Source organism: Streptomyces sp. NPDC048171 (assembly GCF_043202655.1).
Lineage (GTDB): Bacteria > Actinomycetota > Actinomycetes > Streptomycetales > Streptomycetaceae > Streptomyces.
Window position 1 is genome coordinate 921,492 of the sequence record NZ_JBIDAU010000001.1, and the last position, 12,418, is coordinate 933,909.

At 74.1% G+C, this 12,418-nt stretch carries 10 protein-coding genes; 3 read left to right on the top strand and 7 right to left on the bottom strand.

Going from position 1 to position 12,418, the window contains the following annotated elements:
* Positions 1-109: 109 nt before the first annotated feature.
* Positions 110-910, bottom strand: a complete 801-nt coding sequence (gene lipB / locus ACGF3J_RS04120; protein WP_161329662.1) for a lipoyl(octanoyl) transferase LipB — start codon at positions 908-910, stop codon at positions 110-112.
* Between the two features lie 231 nt (positions 911-1,141).
* Between lipB and ACGF3J_RS04125 the strand changes: the two genes are divergently transcribed.
* Positions 1,142-2,608: a regulator gene (locus tag ACGF3J_RS04125; RefSeq protein ID WP_161329663.1), complete on the top strand. Its 1,467-nt coding sequence runs from the start codon at positions 1,142-1,144 to the stop codon at positions 2,606-2,608.
* Positions 2,609-2,645: 37 nt separating this feature from the next.
* On the opposite strand, the gene ACGF3J_RS04130 is transcribed toward ACGF3J_RS04125, so the two are convergent.
* Both ACGF3J_RS04130 and ACGF3J_RS04135 read right to left on the bottom strand, forming a co-directional pair.
* The gene (locus ACGF3J_RS04130) at positions 2,646-4,049 is read right to left on the bottom strand and encodes an NAD(P)/FAD-dependent oxidoreductase (RefSeq protein ID WP_161329664.1); all 1,404 of its coding nucleotides are present in this window, start codon (positions 4,047-4,049) and stop codon (positions 2,646-2,648) included.
* Between the two features lie 173 nt (positions 4,050-4,222).
* Positions 4,223-5,125 carry a TIGR01777 family oxidoreductase gene (locus ACGF3J_RS04135; RefSeq protein ID WP_237552597.1) on the bottom strand — a complete coding sequence of 301 codons (903 nt, stop codon included), beginning with the start codon at positions 5,123-5,125 and terminating at the stop codon, positions 4,223-4,225.
* Between the two features lie 72 nt (positions 5,126-5,197).
* Between ACGF3J_RS04135 and ACGF3J_RS04140 the strand changes: the two genes are divergently transcribed.
* Entirely contained in the window at positions 5,198-5,713 is a 516-nt protein-coding gene (locus ACGF3J_RS04140) for a GNAT family N-acetyltransferase (RefSeq protein WP_393853450.1), read from the top strand.
* On the opposite strand, the gene ACGF3J_RS04145 is transcribed toward ACGF3J_RS04140, so the two are convergent.
* Positions 5,703-6,887 (bottom strand): MarP family serine protease, encoded by a 1,185-nt coding sequence (locus tag ACGF3J_RS04145; RefSeq protein WP_161330922.1) that lies wholly within the window; start codon positions 6,885-6,887, stop codon positions 5,703-5,705. The two genes, ACGF3J_RS04140 and ACGF3J_RS04145, sit on opposite strands and share 11 nt — an antisense overlap.
* A gap of 209 nt (positions 6,888-7,096) precedes the next feature.
* Between ACGF3J_RS04145 and ACGF3J_RS04150 the strand changes: the two genes are divergently transcribed.
* Positions 7,097-7,933, top strand: a complete 837-nt coding sequence (locus tag ACGF3J_RS04150; protein WP_393853451.1) for a peptidoglycan recognition protein — start codon at positions 7,097-7,099, stop codon at positions 7,931-7,933.
* A gap of 54 nt (positions 7,934-7,987) precedes the next feature.
* Here the strand turns inward: ACGF3J_RS04150 and ACGF3J_RS04155 are convergent, their stop codons facing one another.
* The 3 genes from ACGF3J_RS04155 to aceE all read right to left on the bottom strand — a co-directional run bounded on the left by ACGF3J_RS04155 (position 7,988) and on the right by aceE (position 12,357).
* Complete coding sequence (locus tag ACGF3J_RS04155) at positions 7,988-8,509, bottom strand: DUF4240 domain-containing protein (RefSeq protein ID WP_161330924.1); 522 nt, start codon at positions 8,507-8,509, stop codon at positions 7,988-7,990.
* An 84-nt stretch (positions 8,510-8,593) separates the two neighbouring features.
* Entirely contained in the window at positions 8,594-9,595 is a 1,002-nt protein-coding gene (locus ACGF3J_RS04160) for a YafY family protein (protein ID WP_161330920.1), read from the bottom strand.
* 59 nt (positions 9,596-9,654) lie between these two features.
* Entirely contained in the window at positions 9,655-12,357 is a 2,703-nt protein-coding gene (gene aceE / locus ACGF3J_RS04165; protein ID WP_161330919.1) for a pyruvate dehydrogenase (acetyl-transferring), homodimeric type, read from the bottom strand.
* Positions 12,358-12,418: the final 61 nt, after the last annotated feature.

Consider the following 12,418-nt stretch of genomic DNA (forward strand, 5'->3'; position numbering starts at 1 on the left):
CGTTGGTGCTGGCCTTGCTGGGGGCTGCCGCCCCCAGGCCCCCGCTCTCGGCCTGAACGGCCTCGTCGTCAAACGCCGGACGGGCTGGATTTATGCCCCGGCCCCGACATCACGCCGCCGGTGCCTTCTCGATCTCCCGGGGCTTGAGGTCCGCGTTCTCCAGGACGTCCCGCAGGTGGCGCTCCGCCACCGGCAGGACCTCCTCGATGGTCACGTCGCGGCCGAGTTCGCCCGCCAGGGAGGCGACGCCCGCGTCGCGGATGCCGCAGGGGATGATCCGGTCGAACCACTTGTTGTCGGGGTTCACGTTCAGCGCGAAGCCGTGCATGGTCACGCCCTTGGCGACCCGGATGCCGATCGCGGCGATCTTGCGGTCCTCGCGGCGCTGGCCGGCGTTGGACGGGGCGTACTCGGGCCCGTTCATGCGGGGGTCGAACTCGTCGTCCGTCAGACGGGGGTCGAAGTCCAGGGAGAGGCCGCCGAGCGCCGGGCGGTGCTCGACCGGGTCGCCCAGGACCCAGACCCCGCTGCGGCCCTCGACCCGGGTGGTCTCCAGGCCGAACTCCGCGCAGGTGCGGATCAGCGCCTCCTCGAGGCGCCGTACGTGCGCCACCACGTCCACCGGGCGCGGGAGCTTCTGGATCGGGTAGCCGACCAGCTGGCCCGGCCCGTGCCAGGTGATCTTGCCGCCGCGGTCCACGTCGATCACGGGCGTCCCGTCCAGCGGGCGCTCACTCTCCTCGGTACGCCGGCCGGCGGTGTAGACCGGCGGGTGTTCGAGGAGCAGCACGGTGTCGGGGACCTCGTCGGCGAACCGCGCGGCGTGCACCCGGCGCTGCTCGTCCCACGCCTCCTGGTACTCGACGCGTTCGGCATCGAACCCCATTCGGACGAACCGCAGCTCACTCACGGCAAGTGCCTCCCTGGAAGGTCGTCAGGCACGAAACGTGCCCAAGCCACTGTACGACCGCCCGCTCGCCGTCAGCCGGGCGGGCAATCCTCACACGATCGGATGAATGCCGCTGGAAGCCTGCGATCGGACGCTTACTCTCCGCTACATTCACGCCGTTCACGAGGCCATAAGGGCTGCTCACAGGCGCTCCGGGCATATGGCCCGGAAGGCAGGAGACCGCACCGCACCATGACGGAACGACCCGCGCAGCGCACCCCCAACCGCCAGCTAGCCGCGCTCATCGCCGAAGCGGGGTTCTCGAACGCGGGTCTCGCGCGTCGCGTCGACCAGCTCGGACTCGAACACGGCCTGGACCTGAGATACGACAAGACGTCCGTCACCCGGTGGCTGCGCGGCCAGCAGCCCCGCGGCACCACCCCGGCGCTGATCGCCGAGGTCTTCACCCGGCGCCTGGGCCGCCGCCTCACCGCCCAGGACCTAGGCCTGGACGCCTGCGCGCCGGTCTACGCCGGGCTGGAGTTCGCCGGGAGCCCCGACGAGGCCGTCGACATCGTCGGCGGCCTGTGGCGCAAGGACTCCGGCAGCCACGCCGAACTGCGGAAGATCGCCTTCACCCCGGCCGGGCTCGTCGTGCCCAGCCGGGACTGGCTGATCGGCCGCGCCGACGAGAGGGTGGCCCGCGCCGAGGTGCCCCTCCGCATCCCGGCGCAGGGCCGTCCGGCGACTCCCCGGCTCCCGGCCGTCCCCCTCGAACCGTCCCGGCGCAGGGCCCCGGCCGAGCGCGGCCCAGGCCAGAGGGTCACCGGCGGAGACCTCGCCGCGCTGCGCTCGGTCGGCGAGCTGTTCCGCAGCCTGGACGACCGGTACGGCGGCGGGCACGCCAGGCAGGCGCTGGTCCGGTACCTGGAGCACGAACTGGAGCCGATGCTGCGCGGCACCTACGGCGAGCAGACCGGCCGCCGACTGTTCGGCGCCGCCGCGGACCTCACCCGGCTCGCGGGCTGGACGTCGTACGACATCGCCGCGCACGGTCTCGCCCAGCGCTACTTCGTGCAGGCGCTGCGGCTGTCGCAGGCGGCGGGCGACCGGGCGTACGGCTCGTACGTGCTGGTCACCATGAGCCGGCAGGCCGTCTACCTGGGGCACGGGAGGGAGGCCGTGCAGCTCGCGCGGGTCGCGCAGCAGGGCGTCGGGACCTCCGCGCCGCCGGTGGTGCAGACGCTGCTGCACGCCGCCGAGGCGCGGGCGCACGGTCTGCTCGGCGAGGTGCGGGCCTGCACCGCCGCCCTGGTGCGCGCCGAGCGGGCGCTGGAGACCGCGCGACCGGGCGACGAGGTGCCGCACTGGGCGCGCTTCTTCGACGAGGCGCAGCTCGCCGACGAGTTCGGCCACTGCCACCGCGACCTCCAGCAGTTCCGCGCCGCCGCCCAGCACGCGGAACGCTCGCTGCAACTGCGCGCCCCCGTCTACGCCCGCAGCCGGCTGTTCTGCCGGGTGGTCCTGGCCACCGCCCGCCTCGGCCTCGGCGAACTCGACCAGGCCTGCCAGCTGGCCGCCGAGGCGGCCGGGCAGGCGGCCGAGATGCGCTCGGTCCGGGCCGCGGAGTACGTCCGTGACTTCGAACGCCGCCTGGAGCCGTACCGGGACGCACCCCCGGCACGCGGGTACCGGGACAAGGTCGCCGCGCTGGGCTGACCACCCCGGCCGCAGGTCTCGTCCGACCAGCCAGGCCCTACGCCGCCCGAGCCGACCCCACCGACTCCGCCGAGTGCATCGGCCGGCCCGCTCCCAGGTCCGTCAGGATGGCCGCCGAGGCGCGGTGGCCCGAGTGGAGGGCGCCCTGGACGGTGCTGGTGTCGCGGTGGTCGCCGCAGACGTAGAGACCGGCCAGGAGCCTCACGGGGCGGCGTGGGTCGTGCGGGGGGCGCATCGCGGGGACCGCCTCGGGCGTGTGGTGCACGGCGAGGGTCTCCCACCGGGTGGTGGAGGTGCCGTAGAGGCGGGACAGGTGGATGCGGACGGCGGTGTCCACGTCGGACGGGGGCGGGCCGAGGACCGTCGAGGAGACGAGGGCGCGACCGGCCGGGGCGCGGGTCGGGTCCACGTGGCTGACCACCGCCGTGTGGGCGACCGGACCGCCCCGGTCGGCGTCCAGCAGCAGGGACGTACCGGTCGTCGGGGGTTGGTCGGTGGTGTGGTGCACCACCGTCACGGGATGGAAGGCCGGCACCCGCAGTCCCGGCAGCAGCGCGGCCGCCGCGCGGGCGTCCGTCGCCACCAGGACGGCGCGGCAGCGGATGACCCCGTGCTCCGCGGTGGTCACGGCGTTGGTGGCGACCGAGGTGACCCGGACGCCGGTGTGCACGGTGCCCGGAGGGAGGGAGCGGGCCAGGTGCTCGGGCAGGGCTTCGGCGCCGCCCTCGGGCAGGCCCAGCCGTCCGGCCGCGAAGGCGCGCAGCGCGAGGTCCGCGCACCGGCTGGAGGTCGTGAGGTCCGGGTCGCACAGCAGGGCGGCGAGCAGCGGACGCAGGAAACCGTCCACCGTCCGGGCGGGCAGTCCGCGGGCGGCCAGCGCCCGGGCGGCGGGCAGCTCCGGGCGGGCCATCAGCCGCTCCACCGGGGTGCTCGCGAGCCGCGACAGCGCTGCGCCGAGCCGGGCCTGGTCGACGGCGGTACCGAGCGGCGCGCCGGCCCGGACGCGGGGCGTGGGCGCGGGCCTGCCGTACGCCCTGGGAGGGCCGACCGTGCGCCGGGGCGCGGGGATCGACCGAGGGGCGCTCGCGAGGGCGCGCACCGCGTGAAGTGCGCCCCTTGCGCCCCCTGCACCTGCCGGGGCGCCCGCGCGGTGGTGCCGGCCCTCGCTGTGCAGCAGGACCCCGGGGGCGAAGGGCAGCAGCGCGAGGCCGTCGAGCCCGGGGGTGCGGCGCAGTTCGGGATACGCGGTGGACAGCAGGTGTCCGATTCTGTCGAGCCGGAATCCGTCGACCTTCTCGGTCGCCTGCCGGCCGCCCACCGCATGGGCGGCCTCCAGGACCGTGGTCGTCACTCCTGCGCTGGTCAGCCGATGCGCCGCGGCGAGTCCGGCGATCCCGGCCCCCACGACGACGACGTCCGCCTGGTACGCGGGCTCAAGCACGTGCCCCTCCTCGAGGTTGCGCGGCCGCTGGAGACGTCATGCCCCCAACCGCCTTGAGGGATACCCGAGTTCGAGCCGAGGTTAGGTCCAGAAATCGTCAAGAGGAGTCGCGCAGGGACAGGGCACGGTCGCACGGCGGTCGCACAGCGGCGCCAAGTGGCCACATCCGCACCTCACAGCGCCGCCCGGATAGCCCCGTCGATCTCCGGGAACGCGAACCGGAACCCCGATTCCTGGAGGCGGCCCGGCAGGACCCGGGCGCTGCCCAGGACGTCCCCGGCCATCTCGCCGAGCGCGGCGCGCAGCACCGGCGCGGGCACCGGGAAGGGCGTGGGGCGGTGCAGCACCCGGCCCATGGCCACGGTGATCTCACGGTTCGTCAGCGGCTGTGGGGCCGTCAGGTTGAACGGCCCCGACAGGTCCTCGTGGTCCAGCAGGTGCCGGATCGCCGCCACCTCGTCGTGCAGCGCCACGAAGGACCAGTACTGGGACCCGTCGCCCAGCCGTCCGCCTAGCCCGGCCCTGAACAGCGGGAAGAGCCGCCCCCAGGCTCCGCCGCCGCTCGAGACGACCAGCCCCGTCCGGGTGAAGACGGTCCGTACGCCCGCCTCCTGGGCGGGCGCCGCCGCGGCCTCCCACTCCACGCACAGGGCCGGCAGGAAGCCCTCACCGGCGGGCGCGCTCTCGTCCACCGCCCGGTCGCCGGTCTCCCCGTAGTAGCCGATCGCGCTGCCGTTCACGAAGACCCGCGGCGGCCGTTCCATCGCCGCGACGGCCTCGGCGAGCGCCGTCGTGCCGTGCACGCGGCTGCTGCGGATGCGTGTCTTGTACGCGTCGGTCCAGCGGCGGTCGCCCACCCCGGCGCCGGCCAGGTTGACCACGGCGTCGCAGCCCGCGAGCCCGGCCGCGTCCACCCGCCCGTTCTCCGGGTCCCAGCGGATTTCGTCCGCGCCGCGGGGCGTACGGCGTACCAGCCGCACCACCTTGTGTCCGTCCGCGGTCAGGGACCGCACCAGTGCGCTGCCGATGAGACCGGACGCGCCGGCCACCACGATGCGGGAACGTTCCAAGTCCATGCGCCCATCCTGCCGGGTGGGCCGGGAAAAGCGGCGGACCGGTGCCCGCGTCCGCGTCGTACAGTGACCGTCATGCCAGCTCCGCACATACGTCCCGCCAGACCCGACGACGAGGAGCCGCTGCACCGGCTCGACCGCGACACCTGGTCGCTCCTGCACGCCGTCTCACCCCCGCCGGGACCCGACGACCCCTTCTTCCGGCCGCACTCGGGCCCGGACGACCACCTCGTGGCCGAGCTGGACGGTGCCGTCGCGGGCTATGTCCGTCTCGGCTTCCCGACGCCACTGGCCGCCAACTCCCACGTACGCCAGATCCGCGGCCTCGCCGTCGCCGGCACGGCCCGCGGGGCCGGCGTCGGCCGCGCGCTGGTCCGCGCCGCCGTCGAGGAGGCCCGCCGCCTCGGCGCCCGCCGCATCACCCTGCGCGTCCTCGGCCACAACACGGCCGCCCGCAAGCTCTACGAGTCCGAGGGCTTCGTCGTCGAGGGGGTCCAGCCCGAGGAGTTCTACCTCGGCGGCGCCTACGTCGACGACGTGACGATGGGCCGGTTCCTGACCGAGCGGGAGCCGTCGCCGGTCACGACGTGACCGGTTCGCCCGTGTCCACCGCCTCCGTCGCGTCCGCGGCACGCTCCGCGTCGGCGGCCACCTCGGCCGCCGTCAGCACGTAGCCGGTCCCCGCGTCGGAGGTGGAGCGGGCGAACACCACGCCGTACACCCGGCCGTCGGTGGTCAGCAGCGGTCCGCCCGAGTTGCCGGGGCGGACCGTGGAGCGGATCGAGTAGATCTCCCGGGTGACGTTCGCGTCGCTGTAGATGTTCTGGCCGGTCGCCCGCGTCCGGTTCGCCACCGTCGCCGCCCGCAGGTCCAGGTCGCCGTCCTGCGGATAGCCCGCCACCACCGCGGGGTCCCCGCGCTCCGCGTCGTCGTCGAACCGCAGGACGGGCGCGGACAGGTCCGGTACGTACAGCACGGCCACGTCCTTGCCCGGGTCGAACAGCACCACGCGCGCCTCGTACGACGGGCCCACCCCGCCGATCCGCACGGTCGGGTCGTCGATCCCGGCCACCACGTGGGCGTTGGTCATCACCCGCTCCGGCGCGAACACGAAGCCGCTGCCCTCCCGGCCCTGGGTGCCGGTGACGCCCTCCACCTTCACCGTGCTGCGCTGGGCCGCCCGGGTCGCCGCCGCCGTCACGCTGTCCCCGGAGGGCTCGGCGACCTGCGCCGTGGCCTCGTTCTCGAACGGGTTGAAGACCTGCGGGAACCCCGCCTCGGTCAGCGCGGACGTCGCTCCCGAGAACCACGCGGGCGTGGTGTCCGGCATCGCCCGCTGTACGGCGCCCAGCAGCGTCGAGTCCCGGATCGCCGAGGTGAGCAGCGAGGACGAGGACGCCGCGAGGACGCTGGCCGCCACCCACGCCACGATCAGCGCCGCCACCGCGTTCGCCGCCGCTCCGCCGACCCCGTCGGCCACCCTGAGCGGGCCGGCGTCCAGCTCCCGGCGCAGCCGCAGCGCCAGCCGCCCCGCCAGCTCGTGCACCACGATCGCCGGCAGCAGCACCGTGACCACCGCGAGCACCGTCGCCGACGTCGAGCCCGGCGTCACGAGGTCCGTGACCCAGGGCAGGATCCACACGCCGATCGCCGCACCGCCCACGAAACCGGCCAGCGAGACACAGCCGGCCACCAGGCCGCGCCGGTATCCGGACGCGGCGTAGGCCAGCACCACCAGCACCAGCAGAACGTCGAGCAGGTCCACGCGAGCCGCCTTTCCACCACCGGACCCCGGGAACCCTCAGTACGTGCCGTACGGCCCCGGTGATCAGACTCTGCCGCGCGACCGACCGGAAACGGTCACCCGAGCGAGCATGTGCGATCAACCGGAAAACGTCGTGGACCGGGACGATGGTTCCACCAGGTGGCACAGCACACATCGCGGGCGGACCCGATCCGCCGGACAGTGGGACCATGCGTCCCCTGAGACCGCGCGGGGCCCGGGAGCGGCGTGCCGTTCCCGCACCGGGTGCCACCCGCGCCGCCACCTCCGGTGCGGCCGGGATGCCGCGCGCGCTGCGGGCGGTGCTCGGCGCGCTGCCCGGCCTGGCCGCCGTCGCCGCGCTGTTCCTCTGCGCCAACGGGGTCGAACAGGCGGCGACCACGCGGGCCAGTCCGGTCGCCGCCGACCGGCACACCGCGCCCCGGCCCGCCATCGTGCCCCGGTCGCAATGGCTGGGCGGGGCCGCCCGCGAGCAGCCAGCCCCGCGCTACGACGACAAGGTCCTCGCCGCCTTCGTCCACCACACGGACACGCCGAACGGCTACGACTGCGCCGACGTGCCGGCCATCCTGCGCGGCGTGTACACGGGCCAGACCGGCGCCCGGGACTGGGACGACATCGGCTACAACTTCATCGTCGACCGCTGCGGCACCGTCTACGAGGGCCGCGCCGGCGGCGCCGACCGCCCCGTCACCGGCGCCCACACCCAGGGCTTCAACCACCGCACCACCGGCATCGCCGCCCTCGGCACCTTCACCGCGGGTGTGCCCGTGCCGGACGCGCTGACCGACGCGATCGCCGCCGTGGCCGCCTGGAAACTCGGCGAGACCGACACCGACCCGCGCGCGAAGGTCGCCCTGGTCTCCAGCAACGGGCTCAGCCGCTACGCCGCGGGCGCCACGGCGACCCTGCCCGCCGTCGCGGGCCACGACGACGGCTACCAGACCAGCTGTCCGGGCGCCGCCCTCTCGGACCGCCTCCCGGAAATCCGCCGGACCGCGGCCCGTCTCCAGGGCCGCACGGGCTGACCCGCGGCCGGCGAGAACGTCCCGTGCGGCACGGGCACGGCGGACGCCGCCGGGTCACTCGGGCCCGAACCGCTCCCACAGGCGGGGCAGGCGTGCGGCGAGGGCCTGGTCGCTCTCCAGGTCGAGCGCGGTGCCCAGTGGCTCCGCGGGGGCGGGGGCGATGCCGAGGTCGGGGGCGACCGTGCCGGTGAGCTGCTCGTAGGCCTCGTCGGCGGCGTAGCCCAGCTCCTCCCCGTCGCCGTCCAGCTCCTCGTCGAAGTCGTCCAGCAGCTCGGCGAGCGAGTCGGGTTCGTGCACCGCGCCCTCGTACACCTCCCGGCCCTGGCCGATCAGCCAGCAGCGGAAGAAGTCGAACGCGTCGTCGCTGGCCCCGCCCAGCAGCACCCACGCCGCGGCCCACAGGTCCCAGGTGCAGGCGCGGTTGTAGCGGGCCTCGAAGTGGCGGGCGAAGTCGAGCACGAGGTCCGGGTCCATGGTGAGCAGCCGGTCCACCAGCAGGTCGGCCTGGTCCTCGGGATCGCCGTCGGCGCCCCGCCGGGCGGCGTCGATCAGCTCCCAGAACTCCGTCTCGTCCATCACGGGTCCAGCATCGGCCCTGCGGGGGTGCCACGCACGTGGAGTGCGGCGGATCGTTATGCGGGAATCACCGCGTGGGAACCGTCAGCCGCCGTCCCGCCCCGCACCGGCGTACAGCCCCGCGAGCCGCCGGGCGTCCCGGGCGAACCGGTCCCGCAGCCCCTCCGGCGCCAGCACCTCCACCTCCGCACCCAGTCCCGTCAGCTGGGTGTGCGCGACCTCCTCCGACTCCACCGGCAGCGTCACCGTCACCCAGCCGTCCGCGTCCGGCCCCTCGGCCGCCTCCAGCGCCTCCCGGGCCGACAGCGTGTCCACCACGTGCGGGAGCCCGCGCACGCCCCGCTCCGACAGCCGCACCACGACCCGCGCCCGCAGGATGGACCGCGCGAACTGCTCGGCCCGCTCCGCCCAGAACGCGGGCAGGTCGAAGTCGTCGTCCCGCGCGAAACGCTCCTCGCCCGGCTCCACCGCCGTGAACCGGTCGATCCGGTACACCCGGTACGGCCCGCCGTCCGCCCCCCGCGCGACCCGGGCGCACAGGTACCAGACGCCCGCCTTCAGGACGAGGCCGTACGGCTCCAGCTCCCGCACCACCTCGTCCTGTGCACGCCGGTAGCGCGCCGCGATCCGCCGGTCGTCCCAGACCGCGTCCGCGACCGCCGGCAGCAGCTCGGGCGTGCGGGGCTCCCGGAACCAGTTCGGCGCGTCCAGATGGAAGCGCTGCGCCGCGGTACGGGACGCGTCCCGCAGCGAGGGGAGCAGCGCCGCCGACACCTTCAGCCGGGCCGCCGAGGCCGCGTCCTCCAGGCCCATCTCGCGCAGCGCGCCCGGCACCCCGGACAGGAACAGCGCCTCGGCCTCGCCCCGGGCCAGCCCGGTCAGCCGCGTCCGGTAACCGCCGATCAGCCGGTACCCCCCGGCCCGCCCGCGCTCCGCGTACACCGGGACCCCGGCCTCCGACAGCGCCTGCGCGTCCCGCGTCACGGTCCGCTCGGAGACCTCCAGCTCCCGGGCCAGTTCGGCGGCGGTCATGGACGGGCGGGACTGGAGGAGCAGCACCATCTTGATGAGGCGGGCAGCACGCATCCCCACATCATGCAGGAGGCCCCCGCCGCGGCGGGGGCCTCCTCGGGTCGTGCGCGGCCCTACAGGCCGTAGCGCTCGCGCGCCTCCTTCACGGACGTCGCCTTGACCTCGCCGCGCCGGGCGAGCTGGGCCAGGGCCGCGACCACGATGGACTCGGCGTCGACACCGAAGTGGCGGCGGGCGGCGTCACGGGTGTCCGAGAGGCCGAAGCCGTCGGCACCGAGCGACGAGTAGTCCTGCTCGACCCACTGCGCGATCTGGTCCGGGACCTGGCGCATGTAGTCGGAGACCGCGAGGACCGGGCCCTCGGCGCCCTGGAGCGCCCGGCGGACGTACGGCACCCGCTCCTCGCCGCGCAGCAGCGCCGCGTCGGCGTCCATCGCGTCCCGGCGCAGCTCCGTCCAGGAGGTCGCGGACCACACGTCGGCGGCCACGCCCCACTCCTCGGCGAGCAGCCGCTGCGCCTTGAGCGCCCAGTGGATCGCGGTACCGGAGGACAGGAGCTGGAGCCGCGGGGCGTTCGCCGCCGGGGTCAGACCCGCCGACTCCGCCGTGTTGAAGCGGTACAGGCCCTTGACGATGCCCTCGTCCACACCGGCGCCGGACGGCTTGGCCGGCTGCGGCATCGGCTCGTTGTAGACGGTCAGGTAGTAGAAGACGTTCGGGTCCTCGCCCGGGGCCGCCTCGCCGTACATCCGGCGCAGACCGTCCTTGACGATCGCCGCGACCTCGTAGGCGAAGGCCGGGTCGTACGTCATCGCGGCCGGGTTGGTCGCCGCGATCGCCGGGGAGTGGCCGTCCGCGTGCTGGAGGCCCTCACCGGTCAGCGTCGTCCGGCCGGCCGTGGCGCCGACCAGGAAGCCGCGGCCGAGCTGGTCGCCGAGCTGCCACATCTGGTCGGCGGTGCGCTGCCAGCCGAACATCGAGTAGAAGATGTAGAACGGGATCATCGTCTCGCCGTGCGTCGCGTACGACGTCGACGCGGCGATGAAGTCGGCCATCGAGCCGGCCTCGGTGATCCCCTCGTTGAGGATCTGGCCGTTCTTGGCCTCCTTGTAGTACATCAGCTGGTCGCGGTCGACCGGCTCGTACGTCTGGCCCTTGGGGGAGTAGATCCCGAGGGACGGGAAGAGGCTCTCCATGCCGAAGGTGCGCGCCTCGTCGGGGACGATCGGCACCCAGCGCTTGCCGGTCTCCTTGTCGCGGACCAGGTCCTTGACCAGGCGGACGAAGGCCATGGTGGTGGCCACGCTCTGCGAGCCGGAGCCCTTGTCGAAGGAGGCGAACGCCTTCTCGGCGGGCGCGGGCAGCGGCGCGACCGGGTGCACGCGGCGGGCCGGGGCCGGACCGCCGAGGGCGGCGCGGCGCTCCTGGAGGTAGCGGACCTCGGGGGAGTCGGCGCCGGGGTGGCCGTAGGGGACCACGCCGTCGACGAAGTCGCTGTCCTTGATCGGCAGGCCGAGCAGGTCCCGCATGTCCTTGAACTCGTCCACCGAGAGCTTCTTCATCTGGTGGTTGGCGTTCTTGGAGGCGAAGCCGGTGCCGAGGGTGTGGCCCTTGACCGTCTGGGCCAGGATCACGGTCGGCGCGCCCTTGTGGGCGAGCGCGGCCCGGTAGGCGGCGTAGACCTTGCGGGACTCGTGGCCGCCGCGCGAGTAGTGGAAGCACTCGAGGATCTTGTCGTCGGACAGCAGCTTCGCCATCGCGGCGAGCTCCGGGTCCTTGCCGAAGAAGTCCTCGCGGATGTAGGCGGCGTCGCGCGTCTGGTACGTCTGCACCTGCGCGTCGGGTACCTCGCGCAGGCGGCGTACGAGGGCGCCGTTGGTGTCGAGCTGGAACAGCTCGTCCCACGCCGTGCCCCACAGGCTCTTGACGACGTTCCAGCCGGCACCGCGGAACTGGGCCTCCAGCTCCTGCACGATCTTGAAGTTGGCGCGGACCGGACCGTCGAGGCGCTGCAGGTTGCAGTTGATGACGAAGGTCAGGTTGTCCAGGCCCTCGCGGGACGCGAGCGTCAGCGCGGTGGTGGACTCGGGCTCGTCCATCTCGCCGTCGCCGAGGAACGCCCACACGTGGGAGTTGGTCAGGTCCTTGATGCCGCGGCTGGTCAGGTAGCGGTTGAACCGCGCCTGGTAGATCGCGGAGATCGGCCCGAGGCCCATGGAGACGGTGGGGAACTCCCACAGCCAGGGCAGGCGGCGCGGGTGCGGGTAGGACGGCAGTCCGTTGCCGCCGGACTCGCGCCGGAAGTTGTCGAGGTGGTCCTCGGTCAGCCGGCCGTCGAGGAAGGCACGGGCGTAGATGCCGGGGGAGGCGTGGCCCTGGACGTAGAGCTGGTCGCCGGAGCCGTCACCCTCCTTGCCCTTGAAGAAGTGGTTGAAGCCGGTCTCGTACAGCCAGGCCGCGGAGGCGAAGGTGGCGATGTGGCCGCCGACGCCGTGCTTGCTGCCGCGGGTCACCATGGCGGCCGCGTTCCAGCGGTTCCAGGCGGTGATCCGCTGCTCCAGGTCCTCGTCGCCGTCCACAGCGGGTTCGTCGGCGGTCGGGATGGAGTTGACGTAGTCCGTCTCCAGCAGCTTCGGCAGCGCCAGGCCGGCGCCCTCGGCGCGCTCCAGGGTGCGGCGCATCAGGTACGCGGCACGGTGCGGCCCGGCCGCCTTGGTGACGGCGTCCAGAGAGGCCTGCCACTCGGCGGTCTCCTCGGGGTCGCGGTCCGGGAGCTGGTCGAGCTCGCTCGGCTGGATGGCTTTGGGGTCGGTCATGTCGCCGCCTTCCTCAGTCGAAGGGGGTTCCCTCATCGGCAAGGGTTCGGGGGTGCCCTAG

What these genes read in the sequence shown, in the direction of transcription:
- aceE (WP_161330919.1), bottom strand. Translation starts at nt 12,357, where the DNA reads ATGACCGACCCCAAAGCCATCCAGCCGAGCGAGCTCGACCAGCTCCCG.
- ACGF3J_RS04125 (WP_161329663.1), top strand. Translation starts at nt 1,142, where the DNA reads ATGACGGAACGACCCGCGCAGCGCACCCCCAACCGCCAGCTAGCCGCG.
- ACGF3J_RS04150 (WP_393853451.1), top strand. Translation starts at nt 7,097, where the DNA reads ATGCGTCCCCTGAGACCGCGCGGGGCCCGGGAGCGGCGTGCCGTTCCC.
- ACGF3J_RS04140 (WP_393853450.1), top strand. Translation starts at nt 5,198, where the DNA reads ATGCCAGCTCCGCACATACGTCCCGCCAGACCCGACGACGAGGAGCCG.
- ACGF3J_RS04135 (WP_237552597.1), bottom strand. Translation starts at nt 5,125, where the DNA reads ATGGACTTGGAACGTTCCCGCATCGTGGTGGCCGGCGCGTCCGGTCTC.
- ACGF3J_RS04155 (WP_161330924.1), bottom strand. Translation starts at nt 8,509, where the DNA reads ATGGACGAGACGGAGTTCTGGGAGCTGATCGACGCCGCCCGGCGGGGC.
- ACGF3J_RS04160 (WP_161330920.1), bottom strand. Translation starts at nt 9,595, where the DNA reads ATGCGTGCTGCCCGCCTCATCAAGATGGTGCTGCTCCTCCAGTCCCGC.